At 31.7% G+C, this 26,236-nt stretch carries 25 protein-coding genes; 16 read left to right on the top strand and 9 right to left on the bottom strand.

All coding sequences use genetic code 11. The annotated features are described in order from the left end of the window. The 3 genes from B3I31_RS13795 to B3I31_RS13785 form a co-directional block, all read left to right on the top strand. On the top strand, nt 1-2,000 hold a 2,000-nt coding region (locus tag B3I31_RS13795), incomplete at its 5' end, for an alpha/beta hydrolase family protein (RefSeq protein WP_291088173.1). A 146-nt stretch (nt 2,001-2,146) separates the two neighbouring features. Next, nucleotides 2,147-2,677 (top strand): YqiA/YcfP family alpha/beta fold hydrolase, encoded by a 531-nt coding sequence (locus B3I31_RS13790; RefSeq protein WP_219035345.1) that lies wholly within the window; start codon nt 2,147-2,149, stop codon nt 2,675-2,677. A 71-nt stretch (nt 2,678-2,748) separates the two neighbouring features. Continuing rightward, the gene (locus tag B3I31_RS13785; protein ID WP_286496216.1) at nt 2,749-3,984 is read left to right on the top strand and encodes a porin; all 1,236 of its coding nucleotides are present in this window, start codon (nt 2,749-2,751) and stop codon (nt 3,982-3,984) included. Between the two features lie 269 nt (nt 3,985-4,253). Here B3I31_RS13785 and B3I31_RS13780 read toward each other — a convergent pair whose 3' ends face one another. From B3I31_RS13780 to B3I31_RS13765, 4 genes are read right to left on the bottom strand one after another with little or no spacing between them, the layout of a single operon-like run. Further along, nucleotides 4,254-4,613, bottom strand: coding sequence for a hypothetical protein (locus tag B3I31_RS13780; protein ID WP_147280013.1), 360 nt, complete (start codon nt 4,611-4,613; stop codon nt 4,254-4,256). A 17-nt stretch (nt 4,614-4,630) separates the two neighbouring features. Then, nucleotides 4,631-5,836: an alanine dehydrogenase gene (locus tag B3I31_RS13775; protein WP_221856537.1), complete on the bottom strand. Its 1,206-nt coding sequence runs from the start codon at nt 5,834-5,836 to the stop codon at nt 4,631-4,633. Between the two features lie 6 nt (nt 5,837-5,842). Then, nucleotides 5,843-6,247 carry a tRNA (adenosine(37)-N6)-threonylcarbamoyltransferase complex ATPase subunit type 1 TsaE gene (tsaE, locus tag B3I31_RS13770; protein WP_219035101.1) on the bottom strand — a complete coding sequence of 135 codons (405 nt, stop codon included), beginning with the start codon at nt 6,245-6,247 and terminating at the stop codon, nt 5,843-5,845. Further along, nucleotides 6,248-7,801 (bottom strand): bifunctional response regulator/alkaline phosphatase family protein, encoded by a 1,554-nt coding sequence (locus B3I31_RS13765; RefSeq protein ID WP_219035100.1) that lies wholly within the window; start codon nt 7,799-7,801, stop codon nt 6,248-6,250. 276 nt (nt 7,802-8,077) lie between these two features. On the opposite strand from B3I31_RS13765, the gene B3I31_RS13760 reads away from it, so the two are divergent. The 5 genes from B3I31_RS13760 (at nt 8,078) to efp (ending at nt 13,165) form a co-directional block, all read left to right on the top strand. After that, complete coding sequence (locus B3I31_RS13760) at nt 8,078-9,268, top strand: HD domain-containing protein (protein WP_286496217.1); 1,191 nt, start codon at nt 8,078-8,080, stop codon at nt 9,266-9,268. Between the two features lie 87 nt (nt 9,269-9,355). Then, on the top strand, nt 9,356-10,381 hold the full coding sequence (gene lpxD, locus B3I31_RS13755; RefSeq protein WP_115001039.1) for a UDP-3-O-(3-hydroxymyristoyl)glucosamine N-acyltransferase: 1,026 nt from the start codon (nt 9,356-9,358) through the stop codon (nt 10,379-10,381). A gap of 6 nt (nt 10,382-10,387) precedes the next feature. Next, nucleotides 10,388-11,776 (top strand): bifunctional UDP-3-O-[3-hydroxymyristoyl] N-acetylglucosamine deacetylase/3-hydroxyacyl-ACP dehydratase, encoded by a 1,389-nt coding sequence (locus B3I31_RS13750; RefSeq protein ID WP_038336111.1) that lies wholly within the window; start codon nt 10,388-10,390, stop codon nt 11,774-11,776. Nucleotides 11,777-11,793: 17 nt separating this feature from the next. Further along, a complete protein-coding gene (lpxA, locus tag B3I31_RS13745; RefSeq protein ID WP_115002092.1) occupies nt 11,794-12,579 on the top strand; it encodes an acyl-ACP--UDP-N-acetylglucosamine O-acyltransferase in 786 nt (261 codons plus the stop codon). Between the two features lie 19 nt (nt 12,580-12,598). After that, the gene (gene efp / locus B3I31_RS13740) at nt 12,599-13,165 is read left to right on the top strand and encodes an elongation factor P (RefSeq protein ID WP_038336113.1); all 567 of its coding nucleotides are present in this window, start codon (nt 12,599-12,601) and stop codon (nt 13,163-13,165) included. A 49-nt stretch (nt 13,166-13,214) separates the two neighbouring features. Here efp and B3I31_RS13735 read toward each other — a convergent pair whose 3' ends face one another. Continuing rightward, on the bottom strand, nt 13,215-14,921 hold the full coding sequence (locus B3I31_RS13735; RefSeq protein ID WP_286496220.1) for a M64 family metallopeptidase: 1,707 nt from the start codon (nt 14,919-14,921) through the stop codon (nt 13,215-13,217). 157 nt (nt 14,922-15,078) lie between these two features. Here B3I31_RS13735 and B3I31_RS13730 point away from each other — a divergent pair, with 157 nt between their 5' ends. Continuing rightward, on the top strand, nt 15,079-15,735 hold the full coding sequence (locus B3I31_RS13730) for a SanA/YdcF family protein (protein ID WP_125349808.1): 657 nt from the start codon (nt 15,079-15,081) through the stop codon (nt 15,733-15,735). 10 nt (nt 15,736-15,745) lie between these two features. Continuing rightward, nucleotides 15,746-16,117 carry a hypothetical protein gene (locus B3I31_RS13725; RefSeq protein ID WP_038336116.1) on the top strand — a complete coding sequence of 124 codons (372 nt, stop codon included), beginning with the start codon at nt 15,746-15,748 and terminating at the stop codon, nt 16,115-16,117. Nucleotides 16,118-16,173: 56 nt separating this feature from the next. Here the strand turns inward: B3I31_RS13725 and menD are convergent, their stop codons facing one another. Both menD and fabG read right to left on the bottom strand, forming a co-directional pair. Further along, nucleotides 16,174-17,844: a 2-succinyl-5-enolpyruvyl-6-hydroxy-3-cyclohexene-1-carboxylic-acid synthase gene (menD, locus tag B3I31_RS13720; protein ID WP_291059058.1), complete on the bottom strand. Its 1,671-nt coding sequence runs from the start codon at nt 17,842-17,844 to the stop codon at nt 16,174-16,176. 82 nt (nt 17,845-17,926) lie between these two features. Continuing rightward, nucleotides 17,927-18,670 (bottom strand): 3-oxoacyl-[acyl-carrier-protein] reductase, encoded by a 744-nt coding sequence (fabG, locus tag B3I31_RS13715; protein ID WP_038336119.1) that lies wholly within the window; start codon nt 18,668-18,670, stop codon nt 17,927-17,929. Nucleotides 18,671-18,815: 145 nt separating this feature from the next. Here fabG and B3I31_RS13710 point away from each other — a divergent pair, with 145 nt between their 5' ends. Beyond that, nucleotides 18,816-19,199 (top strand): hypothetical protein, encoded by a 384-nt coding sequence (locus tag B3I31_RS13710; RefSeq protein ID WP_180904669.1) that lies wholly within the window; start codon nt 18,816-18,818, stop codon nt 19,197-19,199. 97 nt (nt 19,200-19,296) lie between these two features. Continuing rightward, nucleotides 19,297-19,674: a hypothetical protein gene (locus B3I31_RS13705; protein ID WP_286511746.1), complete on the top strand. Its 378-nt coding sequence runs from the start codon at nt 19,297-19,299 to the stop codon at nt 19,672-19,674. A gap of 57 nt (nt 19,675-19,731) precedes the next feature. Here B3I31_RS13705 and metK read toward each other — a convergent pair whose 3' ends face one another. After that, complete coding sequence (metK, locus tag B3I31_RS13700) at nt 19,732-20,991, bottom strand: methionine adenosyltransferase (RefSeq protein ID WP_038336123.1); 1,260 nt, start codon at nt 20,989-20,991, stop codon at nt 19,732-19,734. A gap of 327 nt (nt 20,992-21,318) precedes the next feature. Between metK and B3I31_RS13695 the strand changes: the two genes are divergently transcribed. Beyond that, nucleotides 21,319-21,780 carry an Lrp/AsnC family transcriptional regulator gene (locus tag B3I31_RS13695; protein WP_115001022.1) on the top strand — a complete coding sequence of 154 codons (462 nt, stop codon included), beginning with the start codon at nt 21,319-21,321 and terminating at the stop codon, nt 21,778-21,780. 65 nt (nt 21,781-21,845) lie between these two features. Next, nucleotides 21,846-22,379 carry a peptide-methionine (S)-S-oxide reductase MsrA gene (msrA, locus tag B3I31_RS13690; protein WP_038336125.1) on the top strand — a complete coding sequence of 178 codons (534 nt, stop codon included), beginning with the start codon at nt 21,846-21,848 and terminating at the stop codon, nt 22,377-22,379. A 28-nt stretch (nt 22,380-22,407) separates the two neighbouring features. Here the strand turns inward: msrA and B3I31_RS13685 are convergent, their stop codons facing one another. Continuing rightward, nucleotides 22,408-23,763: a DEAD/DEAH box helicase gene (locus tag B3I31_RS13685; protein ID WP_125349811.1), complete on the bottom strand. Its 1,356-nt coding sequence runs from the start codon at nt 23,761-23,763 to the stop codon at nt 22,408-22,410. 110 nt (nt 23,764-23,873) lie between these two features. Here B3I31_RS13685 and argS point away from each other — a divergent pair, with 110 nt between their 5' ends. Beyond that, the gene (gene argS / locus B3I31_RS13680; protein ID WP_286475224.1) at nt 23,874-25,646 is read left to right on the top strand and encodes an arginine--tRNA ligase; all 1,773 of its coding nucleotides are present in this window, start codon (nt 23,874-23,876) and stop codon (nt 25,644-25,646) included. 63 nt (nt 25,647-25,709) lie between these two features. Beyond that, on the top strand, nt 25,710-26,180 hold the full coding sequence (locus tag B3I31_RS13675) for a DUF1810 family protein (RefSeq protein ID WP_135835150.1): 471 nt from the start codon (nt 25,710-25,712) through the stop codon (nt 26,178-26,180). The last annotated feature ends 56 nt before the right edge of the window (nt 26,181-26,236 follow it).

The raw sequence follows: 26,236 nt of genomic DNA, 5'->3' as shown, positions 1-26,236 counted from the left end.
AATACAAATGCACTACCGGTTATTATTTATATTATTCTACAACAAATAATCCGCAACAAATCAGGAAATCTGAATTGTTAGGATTGAAAAAAGATTGGCAAGTTTCAGAAAATCGTCAACCAAAATTTAGCAAAGATGGAAATTCTTTGTTCATTGGTTTGATGCCGAAATTAGCAGAAAAAGACACAACTTTGATTGCTGATGATCATGCAAAAGTGGATGTTTGGAGTTACAAAGACGATTTTATTCAACCACAACAATTGAAGAATCTTGAGCGAGAGAAAAAACGTTCGTACCTATCTGTGATTGATTTATCGAATCCTGTAAAAGTGACACAATTAGCGGATTTGGATATGAATCAAGTCGAGATTTTGAACGAAGGAAATTCAAATTTTGCTTTAGGAACTTCTGATAATGCCTATCGATTAAGCTTGAATTGGGATGTAACAGGTCGTAAAGATTATTATATCATTAATACGAAAACGGGAGAGCGTGAATTATTTGCAAAAGCTTTGGCTGGAAAAGTGGAAATGTCGCCGAATGGAAAATTTGCTGTTTTTTATAATGCCGAAAATGGATTATGGTCGAGCTATAATATCGAAACAAAGGAAACAAAAGTTCTGAATAAAAAGCTGAAAGTGAAATTTTATGACGAAGAAAATGATTCACCAACTTTAGCGCAAGAATATGGAGTTGCCTATTTTACTGATAATGACGAAACGGTTTTAATCAAAGATCGATATGATATTTGGGAGTTTGATTTGGTTGGAAAACGTCGTCCAGAAAATATGACAAATGGTTTCGGTCGTAAACATAATATTACGTTTGATATCAATCAATTAAATGATGATATTAAAACAATTAATCGAGATAATTTAGTTTATTTAGGTGCTTTTAATAATCAGAATAAACAATCAGGGGTTTATCAAACAATCATTTCGAAAGCAAAAAATCCTGAAGAAGTTGTCATGTCGAATACTTGGGGAACGCAAAAAATGAAGAAAGCGTTGAATGCCAACGAATTTATTTATACAAAAGAATCGTTCCGAAATTCGCCTGATGTTTATGTTTCAACAAATTTTAAAGATGAGAAAAAGATATCTGCAATCAATCCGCAACAAAAAGATTATTTATGGGGGAATGGTGAGTTGGTAACGTGGAAAACGTATTCAGGTAAAGATGCAACAGGAGTTGTGTATAAACCAGAGAATTTTGATCCAAATAAAAAATATCCGATGATTGTTTACTTCTACGAAAAACTTTCGGATAATTTGAATCGTTATCAAGCGCCTGCGCCAACGCCTTCTCGTATTAATCACACATATTTTGTAAGTAACGATTACATTGTGTTTACACCAGATATTTCATATACAATTGGTCATCCTGGTAAATCTGCCGAAGATTATATCAATTCTGGAGTAGAAGCGTTGAAGAAAAATACGTGGGTAAATGGAAGTAAAATCGCTATACAAGGACAAAGTTGGGGAGGTTACCAAGTTGCACATTTGATCACTGCAACCAATATGTATGCTGCTGCTTGGACGGGTGCGCCTGTTGTTAATATGACTTCTGCTTATGGTGGAATTCGTTGGGGGACGGGTATGAGTCGTCAATTTCAGTACGAACAAACGCAAAGTAGAATCGGTAAAACCTTGTGGGAAGCGCCGGAATTATATATCGAAAATTCGCCTTTGTTTAATATGCCAAAAGTTACGACGCCAGTTGTAATCATGCATAACGACGAAGACGGTGCTGTTCCTTGGTATCAAGGAATTGAAATGTTTATGGCATTGCGTCGTTTACAAAAACCAGTTTGGATGTTAAATTATAACGGAGATGATCATAACTTGATAAAACGTGCGAATAAAAATGATATTCAACAACGTCAAGTTCAATTTTTTGATCATTATCTGAAAGATAAACCTGCTCCGAAATGGATGACAGAAGGTGTTTCTGCAATTAATAAAGGTATTGATTGGGGATTTGATCTAGAGAAATAATTATAGTAAATATTTAAAAGCGACCAATTTGGTCGCTTTTTTTGTCAAAAGAATTTCTTACAACACAATTATATTGTTAAATTTACATTTCATGTATAATTAACTTCTTGAAAAAGTTTTAATTTAGAGGGATAATTGCACTGAATATGAATACTAATAATCGACAAATTGTTTATATCCATGGACTAAATAGTTCGGCAAATTCAACCAAATTCAAAACTATTCTAAAAAATTATCCTTCAGCTATTTGTATTGAATGGAAAACGGAGGACAATATTGCAACTATTTTATTTGAAGCTTACGAACATTTAAAAGGTTTGGTAAATGATTTGGCAATTATAGGAAGTTCTACTGGAGGGAATTTTGGTTGGCAATTGCAACAAAAATTAAAGGAAAATGGAAAATCGAGTGAATTAATTTTGTTAAATCCTTTGGTTGATGTGTCGATGAAAGTCGAAAATAATTTTCCAGAAAATCTTTCGCAATATTTAGTGGATATGAATCGTTTCGAAAATACAACGGTTTTTCTTTCTGTACATGACGAAGTTTTGGATTTTGAAAAACTAAAAACTTTCTTTGAAATTCAACAAAATATCTTTCCACAACAAATCGAAATCATAGAAATTGATGACAATCATCGAATACGTAACTTCGAGTCATTGTTAACGTTAATTTAATTTACGCATTACAATTATTTAATTTTATTAACTGCATTTTTGCACACGAATCAAGAAATAAATAAATAAACATGAGGCAATTTTTAATATTAATACTTATTGTATTTTCAATCAGTTCGTATGCGCAAGTAAAAGATTCTACAGAATCTAAAAAGAAAACTGTACAGGATTTTAAGAATATGATGTCGCCTTATTACAGCTATGGTAACGGATTGGGAATTACTTCTCCAGATAGTCTTTATCAGGTCAATATTAGATTTCGTATGCAAAATCGCATTAGTTATAATCATAATGATGGAGAAGAAGATAATATTGATGGACAAATTCGTCGTTTAAGATTGCGTTTTGATGGATATATCGGAGATCCAAAATTTGGTTATTCGATGCAATTATCTTTTGCAGCAGGTGATGTAGGAAAAGCAGAAGAGGGTAAGAATACAAATATTATTCGTGATGCGATGATTTTCTATTACCCAAATAAACATTGGAGTTTAGGATTTGGTCAAACAAAACTTCCAGGAAATAGACAACGTGTTAATTCTTCTGGAGCATTACAATTAACGGATCGATCTATCAATAATGCAGATTTTAATATCGATCGCGATTTTGGATTTCAAGTCTTATACAATAAAAGAAATCAAGAAAAATTCTCTTATATTTTGAGAGGAGCTATTTCTACTGGTGAAGGGCGAAATTGGACAAGTTTTAAGGATACTGGTTTAGCTTATACAGGAAAAGTTGAGTTGTTTCCACTTGGAGAATTTACAAAAGGTGGAAGTAATTATGAAGGTGATTTAGTTCACGAACAAACACCAAAATTGATGATTTCGGGAGCTTATAGTTACAATGATAGAGCACATAGAACAGCAGGAATGTTAGGAGATGATATTGTAGGTGGAGGAACAGCTAATATAAAATCATTGTTTTTGGATGTGATGTTAAAATATCGTGGATGGAATTTGATGTATTCTTATATGAATCGTAATTCTGATAATGTGTTATTTTATAACCCTACAGATATTTCTGATTTTAATTATATCTATAATGGAGAAGGAATGGATTTTCAAGGTTCATACACATTCCCGAAACACTGGGAGGTGATAGGACGTTATTCAACTCAAACAGTAGATAAAGAAATTTTTGAGTTTACACCGAATACAAATCAATACACATTAGGTTTGACAAAATATATTTGGGAACATGCTTTCAAATTACAAGCAGAATTTACGTATGAACAACAAAAATTCTATAATTTAGAAAAGAAAAACAACTGGTACGCGCGTTTTCAGATAGAAATTGGGATTTAAGATATCTTATTGTAAATTAAATATTTTAGAATAAAATAAAGGTTTGATATTTGATAATATTTAATAAATTTGCAGTCAAATATCAACCTATGCAATCCAATAAAAAAAGAAAAAGTTTAAATCGAAATGTAGAGTTCGGAACTAAAAAAGTGCAATTTAAAGATGTAATTATTGTCGCAATATTAATCTTCGTAATTGTTTTAGCAATTTTGAAATTTATAAATTAATTATAAAACAAAAAACCACTTCAATTGAAGTGGTTTTTTGTTTTATTTCTTTTTGATGGAAACTAATTTTGAATCTTCTTTGCAAATTTCTAATACAAAATCATAATCCTTTGTATTGTCTTTGCTTTTATAGTTTGCCAAATATTCTCTACAAGGAACTTGATCTTTTTTCGAGTGATCAAAATCAACTTTACTTCTTTTGAATAATTCTTTTTTCAAGAATGTCGAATCTAAATTTTCTGCTTTTAAAAATGCTTGAGCTTCTGGTGAAATAGCTAATCTTTTTGAAAAAGCTTCATCCAAAACTCTTGCATTTGGAAAGTAATTACATGAGAAAGCACGAGGTCCAAACGCCATAGCGACGAAAACTAACCCAATTCCAACTCCCATCAAATACTTCATAAATCTTTGCGTAAACGTCATATGATCAATAAATTAATGTCGTGAAATGGTAAATCAAACCAATCACATAAGTTCTTTTTTACAATTCTTCCTTTGTACAAATATACGCCATTTCTTATAGTTTTATCCGATTGTACTACATTCGAAAAACCAGATTCTTCAGAAATTTGGAATAAATACGACAAGAAATAATTGCTCAACGCTTTGGTAGAGGTGCGTGCGACGCGAGAAGTGATGTTAGAAACTGCATAATGAATTATATCATTCTTAATAATGATCGGATGATCGTGAGTTGTTAATTCAGATGTTTCGAAACATCCACCTTGATCAATGCTCACATCAATAATTACAGCGCCAGCTTTCATATTTTGTACCATCATCTCAGTTACAACACAAGGTGTACGCGTTTCTCCGCGAAGTGCACCGATTGCTAAATCGCAACGTCGCAAAGCTTTTCCTAATTCTTTTGGATCTAATGTAGAAGTAGAAACTCGTTGTCCTATATTTTGTTGTAATCGTCTTAATCTCGTTAATGAATTATCAAAAACACGAACCGAAGCACCTAAACCTAAAGCTGTTCTTGTCGCATTTTCTGCAACCGTTCCAGCTCCAAGAATCACAACTTCTGTTGGTCGAACACCTGTTACGCCACCCATCAAAATTCCGTTTCCTCCGTTTGTAGAAGACATCAATTCACTTGCGACCAAAATTGCTGTTGTTCCAGCAATTTCACTTAATAAACGAACAACTGGTAAATGATTTTGTTCATCACGAATAAATTCAAATCCAACCGCATTCACACGTTTTGTAATTAATTTCTGAAAATATTCGCGTCTTAAAGTATTTGTAGGGACAGATGAAATAATCAAAGCATTTGGTTTTACCCAATCAATTTCATCTAAAGTAAGTGGACCAACTTTTAGAATAATAGGTTTCTCGAAAACAGCTTGCGTATTGTAAGAAATTTGCGCACCAGCTTCCGAATATTCTTTATCTGAATAATTTGCACTTTCTCCTGCTCCGGTTTCTATCGTAACTTGATGTCCATTATTGACTAAAATTTCGACTGCATCAGGAGAAAGACAAATTCTTTTTTCTTGATTATTTGTTTCTTTTGGAATTCCAATATCAAAGCGTTCTTTCTTATGAGGAATCTCTAAACGCTCGGGTTGAGGAATAAGATCTTCCTGAGAAAAAGGCGTGAAAATATTTTTTCCGTCCATATACTATTAACTAAAATTTAAATGACGAACGCCATCTACATTTTTCAATGTAATTGTGTGGTGCTCATCTGGTATAAAGTTAGCAATTTTATTTGGCCATTCCATTAAACAATATTGATTAGAATATAAATATTCTTCAATCCCAAAATCTAAGGCTTCATCTTCATGATTTAGACGATAAAAATCGAAATGATAAACTTTTCCTTTATCTGTTTCATATTCATTTACAATCGAAAAAGTCGGGCTCGAAACTTCATCATTTGTTCCCAAAGCTTTTACAAACTCTTTGATAAAAGTTGTTTTTCCAGCTCCCATTTCTCCTTCGAAAGTGATTAATTTATGCTGAAGTTGATCGATTATTTTTTGAGCAACTTCAGGTAATTCGTCTAAATTATTGATGATAAATTCCATTTAATTTTTTGGTGTTAAAACAACCATTGGGATAATTATTTCCTCCAACGAAATTCCACCGTGTTGGTAAGTGTTTTTGTAATAATTAACGAAATGATTGTAATTTTTTGGATACGTTAAAAATAAATTTTCTTTTGCAAAGATATACTTTGACGTAACATTAACCTTAGGTAAAAGGAATTTTTCTGGTTGCTCAACCGCCAAAACATCTTTTGGATCGTATTGCAATTGTTTCCCCAATTTATAACGCAAATTTGTACTCGCTTCTTTGTCGCCAATTACCTTCGTAGGCTCTTTTACGTAAATTGTTCCGTGATCGGTTGTTACAATAATTTTCATTTTTTCTTGCGCCGCTTTTTTCACAATTTCCATTAAATATGAATTTTCAAACCAATGTTTTGTGATCGAACGATACGTTTTATCATCACGAATAATTTCTCCAACAATTTTGTTGTCTGTTTTCGCATGCGAAAGAATATCGATAAAGTTATAGACAATTACATTCAAATTATTCTTTTTGTAATTATTAAAATCATCTGCAATTTTTTTCTCGAAATCAGAATTTAAAATTTTAAAATAATTATACGATAAATCGCCAAAACCAAGACGTTTTAATTGTTCTCCTAACAATTCTTTTTCGTACATATTTTTATTTCCTTCATCGGTATCATTCAACCAATATTCAGGATATTTTTTCTCAATTTCCAACGGCATTAAACCCGAAAAGAACGCATTTCTAGCATATTGCGTTGCCGAAGGTAAAATACTATAATATAAATTTTCGGCTTCTGAATTATAATAACGATTGAAAATTGGCTCAATAACTTTCCATTGATCGTAGCGTAAATTATCCACCATAATCAATAAAACATTTTTATCTTTTCCAAGATGAGGTCGAACCAATTGATTGAAAATTGTATGTGATAAAACGGGACGATCTTCGTCGTCGTGCAACCAATCTTCGTAATTACGTTCTATAAATTTGAAGAAAGCTGCATTTGCTTCACTTTTCTGATTTTCGATGATTTGAGAAAGTGCTGTATCTTCGATATTTTCAAGTTCAAGTTCCCAAAAAACTAATTTTTTATAAATCTCTTGCCAATCTTCAAAATCGCGTGCATTCATCATATCCATTGTGATATTTCTGAATTCCTGTTGATAATTAATCACTGTTTTTTCAGAAATAATTTTCGATGCGTCCAAAATCTTTTTCAAACTCAATAAAATCTGATTTGGATTAACCGGTTTAATTAAATAATCTGCTATATGTGAGCCAATTGCATCTTCCATGATATGTTCTTCCTCACTTTTTGTGACCATAATAACAGGAAGATTTGGACGCAATTCTTTAATTTTTGGTAAAGCTTCCAATCCGCTCAAACCGGGCATATTTTCGTCGATTAAAACCGCTGCAAAGCTCTCTTTTTCTATTTCTTCTAATGCATCAGTCGCATTATTTATCATTGTTGTATCGTATCCTTTCTTCTCTAAAAAAAGCTGGTGTGGTTTCAATAAATCGATTTCATCATCAATCCATAAAATTTTTATAGCCATTTGTTATATTTTTATTTTTTATATTGATTTCTACTTTTAGAATTATTCCAAATATAGCGATTACGGAAATGTTAAAATCAAAATTGTATGTTAAACAAAATTGTAGTTTTCCCAAAATTTGCGATGATTATTTAGCATAAATAATTCCAAAAATGATTTTTATCTAAAATATTTTATAAAAACCATTCTTAATCAAAAAAGTAACGTTCTGAATGAGTAAAAATTCTTATCTTTGCCGACAAAACAGTACGTTTGAATCCATTAAACAATAATAAGTTGAAGATAGTAAATGATCCAGTTCATGGATTTATTACGATTCCAAACGAGCTTATTTATCAGATTATTCAACATCCATATTTTCAGCGACTTCGTAGAATTACGCAAACTGGATTAACAGAAATGGTTTATCCAGGAGCGAGACATTCTCGTTTTCATCACGCTTTAGGTTGTATGCATTTGATGCAAAAAGCCTTAAATATTCTCAAAAGAAAAAACGTCGACATTACTCCAGAAGAAGAAAATGGAGCTTTAATCGCGATTTTATTGCATGATTTGGGACACGGACCTTTTTCTCATTCTCTTGAACATTCTATAATTAATGGTTCGCATCACGAAGAAGTTTCGCTTCGTTTGATGGAAGAATTGAATCAAATTTTTGATAATCGATTAGCTCTAGCTATTCAAATTTTTAAAGGAAATTATCCGAAAAAGTTCTTGTCACAATTAGTTTCGAGTCAGTTGGATTGCGATCGCATGGATTATTTGAAGCGCGATAGTTTTTACACAGGAGTGGTAGAAGGAAATATCAATCCGGAACGAATTATCTCAATGATGAATGTCTCGAATGATGAGTTGGTGATAGAAGCAAAGGGAATTTCGTCGGTCGAGAAATTTTTGATGGCGCGTATGTTTATGTACATGCAAGTGTATATGCATAAGAAATCGTTTACAGCAGAGAATTTTTTGATTAGCGTTTTGAGAAGAGCGAAAGAATTGACAAAAACGGGAGAAAATCTTTTTGCAACGTTTGCTTTTAAATACTTTTTAAAAGAAAATGAAGTTGGAAGTTTATCGAAAGAAGGTTTAGAAATTTTCACACGTTTGGACGACTCGGATGTTTTATCAGCGATAAAAGAATGGCAGTTTCATGATGATTTAATTTTGAGTAAATTATCAAAAAATATCATTCAGCGTACATTACCAAAATCATATTTGATGGATACAAAATTATCCGAAGAAGAAATTTTGGTTGAAAAAAATAGAGTAGAAAATGCTTTAGGAATTGATGATGCAAGTTATTTTGTGGAACAAACAACGATAAAAATTGTTCCGTACGAAAAATCAAAAAGTCCAATAAAGGTTTTATATAAAAATGGTGAGGTAAAAGAAATTTCGAGTTCAGAAAAAAGTTTGTTAACGCAATTTTTGCAACAAGAAATTACAAAATATCATTACCATAGCGTTTAAATATCGATTTGAAGAATTTGACAAAAAAGTTAAATAACTTAAATAATCATTTTATAAATTTAAGAATAATTATTAGTTTTGCAGACTATGAAATTTAAAGCTGCAGAGATTGCGCAATTATTGCAAGGAACCGTAACAGGTGATGCAAATGTAGAGGTTTCCACATTATCGAAGATAGAGGAAGGAAAAGAAGGTTCGATTTCGTTTTTGGCTAATCCGAAATACGAGCATTTTATCTATACAACAAACGCTTCTATTGTGATTGTGAGTAAGGATTTTGTGGCAACAGATTCTATTTCGTCTACATTGATTGTGGTTGAAGATGCATATCAAGCCTTTACAAAGCTGTTGCAGTATTACAATACGATAAAAAATAATAAAGTTGGAATAGAAGAATATACGAAAGTAAATTCTACTGCGCAACTAGGAGATAATGTATATGTTGGAAGTTTTTCTTATATTGGAGCTAATGTTTCGATTGGGAATAATGTAAAAATATATCCAAATGTAACGATTGGCGATCATGCTAAGATTGGTGATAATACCGTTTTACATTCAGGCGTACAAGTGTATGAAGAGTGTGAAATTGGTCAAAATTGTATCATTCATTCTAATGTTGTGATTGGTGCTGATGGTTTCGGTTTTGCGCCAAATCCAGATGGTTCTTTCGAAAAAATTCCTCAAATAGGAAATGTTTTGATTGAAGATAATGTCGAAATTGGAGCAGGATCAACAATAGATAGAGCAACAATGGGATCTACAATTATTCGTAAAGGAGTAAAATTAGATAACCAAATTCAAATTGCTCACAACGTTCAAATTGGAGAGAATACTGTTATTGCTTCGCAAAGTGGAGTAGCAGGATCTACAAAAATTGGACGTAATTGTATGATTGGAGGTCAAGTTGGTATCGCAGGTCATTTGACAATCGGAGATTTTGTACAAGTACAAGCTCAGAGTGGTATTAATGGTGATGTAGAAAGTAAAACGCAATTGTATGGTTCGCCAGCAATCGAAGCGTCAAGCTTTAGAAAATCTTATGTACATTTTAGAAAGTTTCCAGAAATTGTGAAACGAATCGATAAATTAGAAAAAGAGAACAAACAAAAGTAAAAGTTAATGTCTGATAAACAAAAAACTTTAGCGAATGAAGCCGTTCTAAAAGGTGTTGGCTTACATACAGGTAAATTTGTTACCTTAACATTTAGACCAGCCGAACCAGATACAGGATTTGTATTTGTTAGAACAGATTTAGAAGGTCAACCTCAAGTAGAAGCTGATGCACAGTATGTTGTGAGTACAGCCAGAGGAACAACTTTAGAGAAGAAAGGAGTTAAAGTACATACAACAGAGCACGTTTTGGCAGCTTTGGTAGGTATGGATATTGATAATTGTTACATTGAAATTGACAATGCGGAACCACCAATTATGGACGGTTCTTCTCGTTTTTTCGTTGAAGCAATAGAATCTGCTGGAATTGTAGAGCAAGATAAAGACAGAGAATATTATAGAATTAAAGAAATTGTAACGTATGTAGATCCAGAAACAGGATCAGAAATCACGGCGATTCCTGCAGATGAATACCAAGTTACAGCAATGGTAGATTTCGGAACGAAAGTTTTGGGAACTCAAAATGCAACTTTAACATCTATCAAAAACTTCAAACAAGATATCTCTCAAGCAAGAACATTTTGTTTCTTACATGAGTTAGAGCAATTGTTGGAAGCTGGTTTAGTAAAAGGTGGAGATTTAGACAATGCAATTGTTTATGTTGACAAAGAAATTACGCCAGAAACAAAAGAAAAATTATGTAAAGCGTTCAATAGAGATGATGTTTCTATTCGTCCGAATGGAATCTTGGATCACTTGACTTTACACTATCCAAATGAAGCTGCACGTCACAAATTATTAGATGTTGTGGGAGATTTGGCTTTAGTAGGTAAAAAATTGAAGGCTAAAATTATTGCAACAAAGCCTGGACATCATACCAATACAAATTTTGCAAAGAAATTAAGCAAACAAATTAAATTAGCGCAACGCAATAAAGTGCCAGAATTTGATTTGACAGCAGAACCAGTTTATGATATTAATGATATCATGAAGTTATTACCACATCGTCCACCATTCTTATTGATTGACAAGGTAATTTCTAAAAGTGCAACAGGTTTAATCGGCGTGAAAAATGTAACGATGAACGAGCCTTTCTTTGTTGGACATTTTCCTAAAGAACCTGTTATGCCAGGTGTATTGCAAATTGAAGCAATGGCACAATTAGGAGGGTTATTGATTTTAGGAGAATTAGAAAATCCTCAAGATTATTCAACTTATTTCATGAAAATTGAAAGTGCTAAATTTAAACGCAAAATTATTCCAGGTGATACATTGGTGTTTAAATTAGAGTTGGTTGAACCAATTAGAAGAGGAATTGTTCATATGCAAGGAATTGGATATGTAAACAATCAAATTGCTGTGGAAGCAGAAATGATGGCAGTTATTACAAAAGAATAATTAAAGAAATGGAAGTTATGAATCATCCGATGGCATATGTTCATCCAACTGCAATAATAGGTGAAAATGTTACAATCAGCCCTTTCTCTTCTGTTTACGAAGATGTAGAAATTGGTGATGGAACATGGATTGGTCCTAATGTAACAATTATGTCAGGAGCACGTATTGGAAAAAATTGTAAAATTTATCCAGGTACGGTAATTTCTGGTGAGCCTCAAGATTTGAAGTACGAAGGTGAAAAAACTTTAACATATATTGGTGACAATACAACAATTCGTGAATGCGTTACTGTAAACAAAGGAACTAATGCATTAGGTTATACTAAAATTGGTGACAATTGTTTGATTATGGCAACTGCACATATCGCGCACGATTGTGTTGTAGGAAATAATGTCGTAATCGTAAATGCGGTTGGTTTAGCAGGACATATAGAAGTTGGAGATTTCGCTTTTATTGGTGGTTATAGTGCAGTTCATCAATTTACAAAAATTGGAGAACATGCTTTTGTAGCTGGTGCGACACAAATTCGTAAAGATGTTCCTCCGTATGTTAAAGCTGCAAAAAATCCTGTTGCTTATGCGGGAGTTAATGCAATTGGATTGAGAAGAAAAGGTTTTACATCAGAAGAAATCTTCGAAATTCAAGGTATTTACAGAATTTTATATCAACAAAAAAATAACGTATCTCAGGCTGTAGAACAAATCTTAGAAAAATTCCCAGATTCACATTATCGTGAAGTGATCCTTGATTTTATCAATACAAGTGATCGTGGAATTATGAAAGGATATAGCTCGGGAGTTTAATAAAATAACAATAGAATAAATGGCGACAACTTCTGATATCAGAAAAGGTTTATGTATTATTTTTAATAATGATACGTATAAAATTATCGAATTTTTACACGTAAAACCAGGTAAAGGACCTGCTTTCGTTCGTACAAAATTAAAATCATTAACTAACGGAAAAGTATTAGACAATACATTCTCTGCTGGTCATAAAATTGAAGAAGTTCGTGTAGAAACACGTAACTACCAATATTTATATGAAGATGATAATGGTTTCCACTTCATGAATAATGATGATTTCTCTCAAGTTTATTTAAACAAAGATTTGATTGATAATTCACAATTTATGAAAGCTGGTGACGAAGTAAAAATCTTGTTCCGTGCTTCTGATGAAACAGCTTTAGCAGCTGAGTTACCAACTACAGTTGTAATGGAAATTACATACACAGAGCCAGGTCTTAAAGGTGATACAGCTACAAATGCTACAAAACCTGCAACGACAGAAACTGGTGCTGAAATCCGTGTTCCTTTATTCATCAACGAAGGTGATAAAGTAAAAATCAACACAGAAGATGGTTCTTATGTAGAACGTATTAAAGAATAATTATTCTGAAATATAGATAAAAAAAGCGACCTTTTGGTCGCTTTTTTTATTACAATTTTATTGTAACTTTTTCGCTAGAGCATGTCGTTTCTTTATCTATTTTCTTGACAAAAATTGTAGAACCTAAGAATTCATTTTTGATTGTGATAGATGATGAATCACTCCCTTTATAAACCGTTTTATTCTCTTTTGGATCGAAATTATAGATTCTATTTCCATCTTCATCCAACCATTCGAATTTATATTTCTTATCGTCAGTATTTTTTAAAGTAAGTATAATCGTTCCGTCTTTTTTATTCTGTTTGATACTAACTTTTTCAGAAAAATTAATTTTTTCTAAAACAGTAATTTGAATTGCTTTTCGTTCAGATTTTTTGTTGTTCCAATTACTTTCAACATAATAAGTCTTATTCTCAGTAATAGTTGGACTAATAATATTGCTTCCTTTTACAAATGGTTGAGTAGAATTTAGCTCATCATACCAAAAATATTCAACTTTTGCTTCTGGATTTTTCACCGTTAGTGCCTGATGTTCATTGTAACAACTTTCTTGTTTTTCACCCCATGTCAAAACTGGTGGAGTTAAACTCTCATTATTAGGTTTTGTAATTTCCCATTGCGTTGTGTACATATGATTCGCATGATTTTCTTTTCTTACTAATTGCGTTGTATCCGTCACTTCAGCTCTTAAAATATTTTTTTCTAAGTTGAATTGACCTTTGTTTAGATGAATAGAATCTAAATTTTCTGCAATCAATTTATTATTCAAAATCCATTTTACTTTCAGGGTATTTGGAACTGGTTTTACTAAATTAAGAGTAAAAGCATTCATGTTTTCTGTGTTAACAGGAGTATCAACAGCGGGTTTTGTAGAAATAATTGGATTTGTTTTTTGATGAATTACTTCAATAAATTCTTCTTGACAAACATTACAAAAAGGCGCGATTAAATATTGCATTTTACAGAATTCGTGCGGACGAAACCATTGTGCTCTTGCATCTTTTTCGCCATATGCATAAATTCCAATTCCATTTGTCCCAATCCAATTTTTCCAAGGAACATCTTGTATATTCTGTGTTTTATTTGGACCAGGAACCGTATACAACGGACCAGACCAATATTCGTCTGATAATTTTGCAAACGAATGTCCAATTTCGTGAACAGCGATATCATTACTTTTAAAATTAACTGTTGTCGTCGCAAATTCTCCTCCAGAACCACCATAAAAAGGAGAATTAACAAGAATTACAACTTGACTATAATTGGGAATATTATCTTTCAGAACTTGTAATACCTTTTCATTTTTCGTTGGAACAACTAAACGATGAATTCCAGAAATATCAAAACTACTTCCGAAAATTGTATTTGGATTAGTTTTCGGAACTTCATATTTCTTTACAAATTTATTATAACGTTCAGGTAACTGATCCCAATCTACTTTTTCTGTGGGACATTCTTTGGTAGAATATGGGTGAATTGCACCAGATTCCTCAGAAATACTATTTATAACAAATACATTAAAATAATTGATATATTGACTTAATGGTTCCGTTTTGAAAAAATAGTCTGTAAATCGTTTTGCATCTTCTTTATAATATTTTAATTCGTCTTTTGTATAACCATCTGCTAAAACAACAAGGTTGATAATGTTTTTATCACTTCCCTGATATTGTAAGGTATCAATTTCGAATTTTTGTGCTGATAGAGTTGAAACTGTAAATAGAGTGGTGGCTAGAAAAAATAATCTTGTTCTCATAGTTGTATTTTGAAAAAATAATACGCAATATAGTAAGATAGATTTTTTTAATGAAATTTTGATTTTAAATATTTATTATCGGATAGGAGTTCTTAAATCATTATAAAACTGAAGAATATATTGTATTTTTAACACAAGAAATAATCTTGAACCAACTATGAAAATCAAAACCAAAAAGTTTCTGAAAAAATCTTTTTATACTTTACTTATTTTAGGAATTGGAAGTCTTTTGTTCACAGCTTTTGCAAATTATAAAATAGAAAACTCAACGGAAGAATTTGTCACAGATAAATTAGAGATTTTACCTAAAACCAAAGTTGCGATTGTATTGGGAACAGCGCCAAATTTGGTGAGTGGTTATCAAAATTATTACTTTACGTATCGTATAGAAGCTGCAACAGAATTGTATCAATCAGGAAAAGTAACGTACTTTATTTTGAGTGGAGATCATGGTCGAAAAAACTACAACGAACCTGAAGCAATGAAACAAGCCTTAATAAAAAATGGAGTTCCAGAAAATGTGATTTATTTGGATTATGCAGGTTTTAGAACATTAGATTCTATGATTCGTGCAAAGGAAATTTTTAGTCAGAATGAATTTATTGTAGTTTCCCAAGAGTTTCACAATCAACGAGCAGTTTATATTGCACGTCAAAACGGAATTAATGCGTATGGTTACAGTGCAAAAGATGTCAATAAACATGCTGGATTAAAAACAAATATCCGCGAGTATTTTGCTCGAACGAAAGTTTTTATTGATAGCTTTTTTGGTGTTCAACCAAAGTTTTTAGGAGAGAAAATTGAGATAATTTAATTTTTATTCAATGAATAAAGATATAAAGCAAATAATGAGTAAAATGCTTCTAATTCAATCTTCTGATTGCATTTTTATTTATGGTAAACACAATTTTAAAATAAATAATGAATTAGATTTTACTTTTGATTTTGAAGAATTAGTAGAGTTAAATATTGTAGAAAATAATATTGAGAAGAATCTTTTTACTTCCATCATTAGTCATTGTAAAGGAATTATTAAAAATAATTTTATTGTTGATTTGACTAGTTACAGAAACGCTGAGAATTTATATGTGTATTTAAAGGAAACATCCGAGTATTATGTTATCATTTCAATCGGAGAATACCAACCTAGTTTATATAGAATTTATATAGAAGGTGTCTTTTTGAAAATGTTTTAGGAAAATTATTTGAATTAAAAAGAGAAACCAAACTAATGATTTCTCTTTAATATTTTTTACTTCAAACTACTAAAATATCCTCTCAAAATAGCATCGTTAGCAGAATTTCGTGTATCAATTTCTAAAATCTTCGGGCGATTACTTTCTGCATAAAAATCTTCAAAAGTATTTTCTAAATCAGTTAAATTTGAAACAACTTGGTATTCAAAACCATACATTTTAGCTAAATGTTCGGCAGTGAAATGATGTTTTGTTTCAAAATAATCTTCAACTACATCTGTTTCAGAAGGACCAGGAATAAATTTGAAAATATTTCCGCCACCATTATTAATCAAAATAATTCTGAAATTATTTGGCATGTTTACATTCCACAAAGCATTCGAATCATAGAAAAATGAAATATCGCCCGTAATCATCACCGTATTTTGACCAGAAGCGATACAAGCGCCAATTGCTGTCGACGTAGAACCATCAATTCCACTTGTTCCACGATTACAGAAAACAGGATTCGAATTGTTATGATCAAATAATAATCCGTAACGAATAACGGTAGAATTTCCGTACTGAATTTGCCAATTTTCTGGATAATTTCTGATAATAGAATCAAATGCTTTCAAATCACAAAATGGAATCATATTGATGTAATTTTTGTGTTTGATATTATTCGCTTCTCGAATTGAATTCCATGTGTTGTAATATTCAGATTCTTTTGGATTGACAAACGGAACAAATTGTTCTAAAAATAATTCAGGTTTCGTTTCAATTTTATCTGTTAATGCTTGGAAAGTATCTGGTTGCCAATATTCATCTAAATGCCAATGTTGTATTGGTTTTTGATCGCGTAAGAATTTTTTAATCTTTTTGGAAACGACATTTTGCCCAATTGTCAATAAAATATCAGGTTTCAACGCTTCTAATTCTTCTTCCGAATAAGGGAAAATAACTTGATCTATTTTATTGAAAAATCGTTCATCATGAATATTTGATGTTACTTCTGTTAACACAACAACCGAATCATCTTGCGCCAATTGTTTTACAAAATGATCAAATTTGGCATCAGGATGATGTAATCCGACCAAAATCATTTTACGCGTCGAAGCATTCCAACGTTTCATCAAATCAATTACATCAATTTCTGGATAATCTTTTGCAGGAATTGTAATTGTATCAATTTCAATATCTGGTGTTGTTACAGATTCGTACAAAGGCTCAGAAAAAGGCATATTGATATGAATTGGCGCAGATTTGTGCATACAATCAATCAACGCATATTTCGTCAACAACATATTTCGCGTTAAATCATCCGTTTCTTCACTTTCGGAAAGTTGTACATTATGAACTGAATGTTTCTCAAAAATATCTTTTTGGCGAATGGTTTGTCCATCAAAATTATCAACCAAATGCTCGGGACGATCTGCAGAAAGCACGATTACAGGAACATTTTGAAAAAAAGCTTCCGTAATTGCTGGGTAATAATTTGCCGTTGCCGAACCAGAAGTACAACAAACAACAACAGGTTTCTGAATTTGCTGTGCCATTCCCAAAGCGACAAATCCTGCCGAACGTTCGTCGATTACACTATAAGTTTTGAAACGTTTGTCATTCGCAAATTGCATTGTTAATGCTCCGTTTCGAGATCCTGGCGATAATACGATATGATCAATTCCGAAAGCCAAAAAAGTTTCAGCAATCAATTGAACATTTAATTTATTTGATATTTTTCTCAACGTAGTTGTCTTAAATTATAAAAGGTTTTGATTAGCAAATTTACTAAACAAAACCTTTCAAAAAGTATGATATTTTTAAGAATTAAGTATGTAAACCTCCGTCTACACTCAAAACTTGTCCTGTTACATAACTTGATAAATCTGACGCTAAGAATAAACATGCATTTGCAACGTCTTCTGGTTGTCCTCCACGTTTTAATGGAATTCCATTACGCCATTCTTCAACAACTTTTTGGTCTAAAACTTCTGTCATTTCAGTTTCGATGAAACCTGGTGCAATTGCATTACAACGAATATTACGAGAACCTAATTCTAATGCAACAGATTTAGAGAAACCAATTAAACCAGCTTTAGATGCTGCATAATTTGCTTGCCCAGCATTTCCTTTGATTCCAACAATAGAAGACATGTTCACGATAGATCCAGAACGTTGTTTCATCATTGGTTTGATCACTGCTTTTGTTAAGTTGAAAGCCGAATTTAAGTTTGTTTGAATTACTTTTTCGAAATCTTCTGCAGACATTCTCATCAACAAATTATCTTTTGTAATTCCAGCATTATTAATTACAATATCAACTTGACCAAACTCAGCAATTACATCTTCCACTAATTTTTGAGCAGCTTCGTAATCAGAAGCATCAGATTGATATCCTTTTACTTTACCGAATTGTCCCAATTCTTCTTCCAAAGCTTTTGCTTTTTCTACAGAAGAAGCATAAGTAAAGGCAACGTTAGCGCCATTTTTCACAAAAACTTCAGCAATACTTTTTCCAATACCGCGAGTTGCGCCTGTAACGATTGCTGTTTTACCTTGCAATAAATTCATGTTTATAGGTATTATATATTGCTTCAAAAATACGATTTTTTGTGAGAGTTAAAAATGTTAAAAAATACTTTATCAATTTTATTTAACATTTTATGGTATTATAATTGAAAATATTGATTGTTATAACCAATAAAAAAATAAAAACATGAAGAATCTATTGAAATTTTTGGCGGTAACATTTTTCGCCTTATTTGTATTCACAGCTTGTAATGATGATGACGATCCAGCAAATAACGATTTTTTTGCAGGAACTTACAAAGGAAGTTTAAGTTATAAAGACGCGAATAATTCATTATCAACTCAAAGTGGTAGTGTATTTGTAACAAAAATTGCAAGCGGAACAAAGTATAATTTTGCTTTTTCTGATAAAATTCCAGATTTAAACGGTGTTGAGTTTGAAAAGAAAGGTGACAATACTTTGGTGAGTGTTGGAGCAGATGAATTATCTTATATTAGAATTGATAATGCAAAATTGACAATTCTTTACACAAAAGATGGTAAAACTTGGACTGCAAATGCAACAAGATAGTTTTTTAGGAATAATAATAGAAAAGACGTTCAGTAGTGAGCGTCTTTTTTTATACAATATTTTGAGCCGAAAATAGTTAAATATAAAATGATGTTTTATGAGAACGATTGTATGTTTTGCTTCATTATTAATGATGATATTTTCTTGTAATAATGAGGATGATAGCCAGAATACTATTTATAAAGAAAAATATGAAAGACGATTTATTATTTTTCAAGATTCTTTAGGAGGAATTGTACAAGATAGTGGAGTAGTGCAAGTTTCTCAATCTAAGAATTTATATAAATTTGATTTTATCACATCTCAAAAAATTGATCCGATAGAAAATATTCAAATGGAAATGACAGGAAGCAATTCGTTAAGAAATGTGGGTTGGACACCAACAAAACTGATTATGCTTTCTAGAGATAGTATCAATATTTCTTACAAAGAAGGAAAACGATATTGGTTAGTCAATTCGATTAGTAAAAATTAATCATAAAAAAATCCACTCAATATTGAGTGGATTTTTTTATGATTTAAAATTTTCAGATTATAATCCGAAAGCTGTTTTAATTTGATCTACGAAGTCTAATTTTTCCCAAGTGAATAATTCAACTTCAACTTCAACAACATCTTGTCCATTAGCAGATTCAAAACGTTTCGATACCGTTTTTGGTTCTCTACCTAAGTGTCCGTAAGATGCAGTTTCTTTGTAAATAGGGTTTCTTAATTTTAATCTTTGCTCGATAGCGAAAGGCTTCATATCAAAGATTTCAGAAACTTTTGTAGAAATTTCTCCTTCAGTTAACTCAACTTTTTGAGTTCCGAAAGTATTTACTAATAAAGAAACTGGAGCAGCGACACCAATTGCATAAGAAACTTGTACTAAAACTTCGTCAGCAACACCAGCTGCAACCAAGTTTTTTGCAATATGACGCGCAGCATAAGCAGCAGAACGGTCAACTTTTGATGGATCTTTTCCTGAGAAAGCACCACCACCGTGAGCACCTTTACCACCATAAGTATCTACAATAATTTTACGACCAGTCAAACCTGTATCTCCGTGAGGTCCTCCAATAACGAATTTTCCTGTAGGATTGATATGGTAAGTAATACTATCTGTAAATAAATCGCGTAAATGAACAGGTAGTTGCGCTTTAACACGAGGAATTAAAATACTTACTAAGTCATTTGTAATTTTATCTCTCATAGCTTCTTCGTTTGCGAAGTCATCATGTTGAGTAGAAATTACAATTGTATCGATACGAACAGGTTTGTTGTCATTATCATATTCAATTGTTACCTGAGATTTAGCATCAGGACGTAAATATGGTAACAAATCTTTCTCGTATTTACGGATATGTGCTAATTCTTTCAATAATCTGTGCGATAAATCTAACGCCAAAGGCATATAGTTTTCAGTTTCGCTTGTAGCATAACCAAACATCATTCCTTGGTCACCAGCACCTTGCTCTTCGTCAGATTGTCTGTCTACACCTTGGTTAATATCTGGAGATTGTTCGTGAATTGCAGATAAAATTCCACAAGAATTTGCATCGAACATATATTCACTTTTCGTGTAACCAATTTCAGCAATTGTTTCTCTTGCTACACGTTGTAAATCAATGTAAGAATTAGATTTTACTTCACCTGCTAAAACAACTTGTCCAGTCGTTACTAAAGTTTCACAAGCTACTTTACTTTTTGCATCAAATGCTAAAAAGTGGTCAAGAATTGAATCAGAAATTTGATCGGCAATTTTATCTGGATGCCCCTCAGAAACTGATTCTGACGTAAATAAATATGACATTTCTATACTTTTTTTTAAATGATAGAGGGAAGGAGAAAACTGAAGTCCTGTTTTAGCAATTGTTTTATGAGGTTGCAATCAGTCAAATCTTTCCTCTCGATTTTTCGAGCTCAAATATACAATGAATAATATGAATAATGAAAGATATTTAACATTTATTAGTATATAAAAATTATAGAGTTTAACTTTTTATCTTTTTTAGAATAGAACAAAAAACGGTGTGTTTTAATAAATTATAAATATATTTTCTGTAGATGAGTAATTTTTTTAATCTATATAGATAATTATTCAAAATAATGTTGTTACTTTAGAAAAAAATTAATTGAAATGAAATTTGACACTCTCGATCAACAGCTGCTAATGTATCTACAAGAAAACAGTAAAATTACCTATAAAGAATTATCTGATAAGTTAAATTTATCGTCAACCGCAATTCATGAAAGAATCAAGAAATTAGAAAAGTCAGGAATTATTTCTAAATATGTTGCGCTTGTAAATAGAAGATTAATTAACAGAGAGCTTTTGGTATTTAGCCATATTAAGTTACAACAACATTCTGCTGATAACATCAAGATTTTCGAAAACGAAATTGTGAATTTAAAAGAAGTTCAGGCGAGTTATCATGTAAGTGGTGATTACGATTACATTATCAAAATGTCTTTCGAAAATATGGACGAATACAGAGATTTTATGGTAAATAAACTAACAACAATAAAGGTAATTGGTAGTACTCACAGTACTTTTGTTATTGGTGATGTAAAAGATGATACCGCTTTCCAATTGGTATAAAAATATAAGAATGGTTCTGATAAATTAGAATTTTTTTTGATTGAATAAGTAAAAATAGAGAAGACATGAGCAAGGAAATAGCAGTTTTAGGAGCTGGTTGTTTTTGGTGTGTGGAAGGAATTTTTAATTCGATAAATGGAGTAGAACAAGCTATCTCTGGATTTGCAGGAGGTAATGTAGAAAATCCTACTTATCGTCAGGTTTGTGATACAGATACAAATCATGCGGAAGTTGTTGAAATTACTTTTGACAATGAAGTGATTTCGTACAAAGAATTATTAGAAATTTTTTGGAATATACATAATCCAACACAGTTAAATAGACAAGGAAACGATGTTGGTACACAATATCGTTCGAGTATTTTTTACACATCAGAAGAACAAAAAAAGCAAGCGGAAGAATCGTTAAAAGAGTTTGATAACGGAACTTTGTATGAAGATAAATTCGTTACAACAATAGAGCCTTTAGATAAATTTTGGCCAGCCGAAGATTATCATCAAGGTTATTACAATGAAAATCCAGATCAGCCATATTGTTCGGCAGTTGTTGGACCAAAAATTGCAAAATTTAAATCTAAATTCAAACAGATTTTAAAATAAGAAAAGCGACCAATTGGTCGCTTTCATTTTATTTTCCTTTTTTACGTGCTTTCGCTTTCTGTTTTTGCTGACCACGGTTTTTAGGTTTAGATTTTGGTGGTTTACGTTTTGTAGGACCACCTAAATTCACCTTTTTATTTTTATCTTTTTTCTCGTGAAATGCTGCACCACGTTCTTCAATTTTTACAGTTGTAAGTTGTTTCATTTTTACAACATCTTTCTCAAATTCACGTTTTACAGGATTTATTTTTACGTCCTCTTCAGGAAAAGGAAGTTCGTTAATCTCTTTATCCATCAATGCTTCAATAGCATCTAAACGTTCAATTTCCTTTTCAGAAAAATAAGAAATCGCTTCTCCTTTTTTATCCGCACGTCCTGTACGCCCAATTCGGTGAATATATTGTTCTGGAATTTCTGGAATTTCGAAATTGATAACATGCGTAACATCAGGAATATCCAAACCACGAGCCATAATATCTGTCGTGATAATTCCTCGGTATTCATCTCTGGTAAAGGCTTCCATTGTTCTCAAACGATAATTTTGAGATTTGTTAGAATGAATTACTCCAAATTCATCTGGATAAATTTCATCTAAATGATTAAAGATTAAATCAGCATGTTTTTTATTGTTTGCGAAAATTAAAACTTTCTCAAATTTTGCTTTGTCTCCTAATTGATGAACAATTAAATTCAATTTTGTATTGAAATTCTCAACTGGAATAGCCAATTGAGTGATTTTTTCTAATGGTGTTCCTGAACGAGCTAAGGAAATTTCAATAGGATTTTTGAAATATTCGTGTAACATATCATCTACTTGATCTGTCATCGTAGCAGAAAATAAAATGTTTTGACGTTTTTCGCTCATCATTGTAAATAAATGAATCAGTTGCGGACGAAAACCTAAACTCAACATTTCGTCAAATTCGTCAACCACTAATTTCTTCATTTCTTTGAATGATAATACATTGTCTATCGCCAAATCTAAAACACGACCTGGTGTTCCAACCAAAATATCAACGCCTTCATACACCAATAATTTTTGAGTATTGATGTTTACACCACCATAAATTCCTAAAACACGAACATTGATAAACTCTGTTAATTGCTCTAAAATATCGGTAACCTGAACAACTAATTCGCGTGTCGGAACCAAAATAACAATCTTTGGTTGATTCGTTTTAGAGTATTGATAAGTATTCAACAAGGGTAATAAGTAAGCCATTGTTTTACCTGTACCTGTTTGGGCAATTCCCATTATATCTCGTCCAGAAAGAATCGGTTTGAATGATTTTTCTTGAATTGGAGTTGGGGTTGTGATATTCAACTTTTCTAAAGCCGAACTCAATTGTTTTGTTAATTCGAAATCCGCGAATGTAGCTTTCATTTTGCAAAGATAAGTTTTCTTGATGACTTCTTAAAAACTCAATGTGCAATCCGTTCAAATTCGTTGAAACTTCGTACTTTTGCATTTCGATTAAGTAAAAAGGAATAAAAATGAGTTTAAAACAATACATCACGCAGAATGTTTTAGAAGCGATTCAAAACGTTTATCAAATTAACCCTGAATCTGTTGAAATTCAGTTTACAAGGAAAGAGTTTGAAGGTGATTATACATTGGTTGTTTTCCCATTAATCAGAACTTTGAAAGGTAAACCAGAAGAAATCGGTGCTAAAATCGGTGAAAATTTGGTTGAAAATAATAAAATTACAGCGTTTAATGTTGTAAAAGGTTTCTTGAATATGAGTTTAAGTTCAGTAGAATTTTTAGAAAATTTTACTCAAAATGCTCAAAATTCAACTTTTGGAATTACAAAAGTTGATGAAAATTCGAGAACGGTAATGGTAGAATATTCATCGCCAAATACAAACAAACCTTTGCATTTAGGACATGTCCGTAATAATTTGTTAGGATTTTCGGTTTCTCAAATCATTGAAGCAGCAGGAAATAATGTGATTAAAACACAAATTATTAATGATCGTGGGATTCACATTTGTAAATCTATGATTGCTTGGGAAAAATTTGGAAATGGTGAAACACCAGAATCTGCAAATATGAAAGGCGACCATTTGGTTGGAAAATATTATGTGGAATTTGACAAACATTATCGTCAAGAAATCAAAGAATTAGAAGCGCAAGGAAAAACGGAAGACGAAGCGAAAAAAGAAGCTCCAATTTTCTTAGAAGCACAAGAAATGCTGCGTCAATGGGAAGCACATGAACCAAAAGTTATTGAGCTTTGGCAAAAAATGAACGGTTGGGTGTATGATGGTTTCGCTAAAACGTACAAACGTCTTGGTGTTGCTTTTGACGAATATTTATACGAATCGAATACCTACATTTTAGGAAAAGATATTGTTGAAGATGGTTTAAACAAAGGTGTTTTCTACAAAAGAGAAGATGGTTCTGTTTGGATTGATTTGACTGCAGAAGGTTTGGATGAAAAATTAGTTTTACGTTCAGACGGAACTTCGGTTTATATCACACAAGATTTAGGAACTGCAGTAGAGCGTTTCAAAAATAATCCAACGTTAGAAGAATTAACGTATGTTGTAGGAAATGAGCAAGATTATCACTTCAAAGTTTTGTTCTTAATCTTGAAAAAATTAGGTTATTCTTGGGCTGATGCTTTACATCACTTGTCTTACGGAATGGTTGATTTACCAAACGGAAAAATGAAATCTCGTGAAGGAACAGTTGTAGATGCAGATGATTTGATGCAAGAAGTTTATAATACAGCAAAAGAGATTTCTGAAGAGTTAGGGAAATTAGACGGAATGTCTGATGATGAAAAAGCTGAGTTGTACGAAACAATTGCGATGGGTGCTTTGAAATATTACATTTTGAAAGTAGATCCTAAGAAACGTATTTTATTCGATCCGAAAGAATCTGTTGATTTTAATGGAAATACAGGACCTTTTATTCAATATACTTTTGCGCGTATTCAGTCATTATTGAGAAAAGAATCCCCAAAAGAATTTGATGCAAATGCAATAGAATTGAATGATGCAGAAAAAGAAATTATTCGTGCATTATACGATTTCGAAGATACGATAGAAAAAGCAGCAACAGAAATGAGCCCTGCTTTGATTGCGAATTATGTGTATGAATTAGTTAAATTATTTAATTCATTCTACCAAAACAATCCAATCTTGAAAAATGAAGATGAAAACGTGAAAAATTTCCGTTTATATCTTTCTCAATGGGTTGCAAATACAATTCAGAATTCGTTACGTTTATTAGGAATTGGTGTTCCAGAAAGAATGTAATCGACTTATAAAATAAATAAAATGCCTCATCAATTTGGTGAGGTATTTTTTTAACTTTACAATATGAAAATAGGAGATTTACTGAAACAAAAAGATCCTCACGATAAATTTAATTTGAAACGATTTCACGATGCGCAAAGTTTTGTGTATGATGAAATCTTAATGGAAGTTCATGCAGGAAAAAAACAAACGAATTGGATTGTTTTTATGTTTCCTCAATTAGTTGGATTAGGTTCGAGTGATTCGTCATTAGAATTTTCGATTTCTTCAAAAGAAGAGGCGAGAGCTTTTGTGAAAGATGAAGAACTTTGGGGAAATTATTTAGAAGTTTTATCTGTATTATTAATGCAACATAAAGGCGTAATTCCGCAATTAATTTTCGGAAAAAATGATGCAATGAAACTGAAATCAAGTTTGACTTTATTCAACTTTATAGTTCCGAAAGAAAAAATTATCAAAGATGTTTTGAAGTTTTTTTATGCAGATCAAGTCGATAAAAAAACATTAAGTATATTGAAACAAATGAATAAATAAAAAAATCTCGAGCATTTGCTCGAGATTTTTTATTTAGACACTGTCCAAAATTTTGT

This window comes from Empedobacter sp. UBA3475, assembly GCF_002378465.1.
In the GTDB taxonomy this organism is placed as follows: domain Bacteria; phylum Bacteroidota; class Bacteroidia; order Flavobacteriales; family Weeksellaceae; genus Empedobacter; species Empedobacter falsenii_B.
The sequence above is the reverse complement of the archived record's forward strand: the minus strand, read 5'-3'. Positions and strand labels throughout refer to the sequence as shown.

Coding starts and splice junctions, on each gene's coding strand:
- B3I31_RS13790 (WP_219035345.1), top strand. CDS start 2,147: ATGAATACTAATAATCGACAAATTGTTTATATCCATGGACTAAATAGT.
- B3I31_RS13785 (WP_286496216.1), top strand. CDS start 2,749: ATGAGGCAATTTTTAATATTAATACTTATTGTATTTTCAATCAGTTCG.
- B3I31_RS13780 (WP_147280013.1), bottom strand. CDS start 4,613: ATGAAGTATTTGATGGGAGTTGGAATTGGGTTAGTTTTCGTCGCTATG.
- B3I31_RS13775 (WP_221856537.1), bottom strand. CDS start 5,836: ATGGACGGAAAAAATATTTTCACGCCTTTTTCTCAGGAAGATCTTATT.
- tsaE (WP_219035101.1), bottom strand. CDS start 6,247: ATGGAATTTATCATCAATAATTTAGACGAATTACCTGAAGTTGCTCAA.
- B3I31_RS13765 (WP_219035100.1), bottom strand. CDS start 7,801: ATGGCTATAAAAATTTTATGGATTGATGATGAAATCGATTTATTGAAA.
- lpxD (WP_115001039.1), top strand. CDS start 9,356: ATGAAATTTAAAGCTGCAGAGATTGCGCAATTATTGCAAGGAACCGTA.
- B3I31_RS13750 (WP_038336111.1), top strand. CDS start 10,388: ATGTCTGATAAACAAAAAACTTTAGCGAATGAAGCCGTTCTAAAAGGT.
- lpxA (WP_115002092.1), top strand. CDS start 11,794: ATGAATCATCCGATGGCATATGTTCATCCAACTGCAATAATAGGTGAA.
- efp (WP_038336113.1), top strand. CDS start 12,599: ATGGCGACAACTTCTGATATCAGAAAAGGTTTATGTATTATTTTTAAT.
- B3I31_RS13735 (WP_286496220.1), bottom strand. CDS start 14,921: ATGAGAACAAGATTATTTTTTCTAGCCACCACTCTATTTACAGTTTCA.
- B3I31_RS13730 (WP_125349808.1), top strand. CDS start 15,079: ATGAAAATCAAAACCAAAAAGTTTCTGAAAAAATCTTTTTATACTTTA.
- B3I31_RS13725 (WP_038336116.1), top strand. CDS start 15,746: ATGAATAAAGATATAAAGCAAATAATGAGTAAAATGCTTCTAATTCAA.
- fabG (WP_038336119.1), bottom strand. CDS start 18,670: ATGAATTTATTGCAAGGTAAAACAGCAATCGTTACAGGCGCAACTCGC.
- B3I31_RS13710 (WP_180904669.1), top strand. CDS start 18,816: ATGAAGAATCTATTGAAATTTTTGGCGGTAACATTTTTCGCCTTATTT.
- B3I31_RS13705 (WP_286511746.1), top strand. CDS start 19,297: ATGAGAACGATTGTATGTTTTGCTTCATTATTAATGATGATATTTTCT.
- metK (WP_038336123.1), bottom strand. CDS start 20,991: ATGTCATATTTATTTACGTCAGAATCAGTTTCTGAGGGGCATCCAGAT.
- B3I31_RS13695 (WP_115001022.1), top strand. CDS start 21,319: ATGAAATTTGACACTCTCGATCAACAGCTGCTAATGTATCTACAAGAA.
- msrA (WP_038336125.1), top strand. CDS start 21,846: ATGAGCAAGGAAATAGCAGTTTTAGGAGCTGGTTGTTTTTGGTGTGTG.
- B3I31_RS13685 (WP_125349811.1), bottom strand. CDS start 23,763: ATGAAAGCTACATTCGCGGATTTCGAATTAACAAAACAATTGAGTTCG.
- argS (WP_286475224.1), top strand. CDS start 23,874: ATGAGTTTAAAACAATACATCACGCAGAATGTTTTAGAAGCGATTCAA.
- B3I31_RS13675 (WP_135835150.1), top strand. CDS start 25,710: ATGAAAATAGGAGATTTACTGAAACAAAAAGATCCTCACGATAAATTT.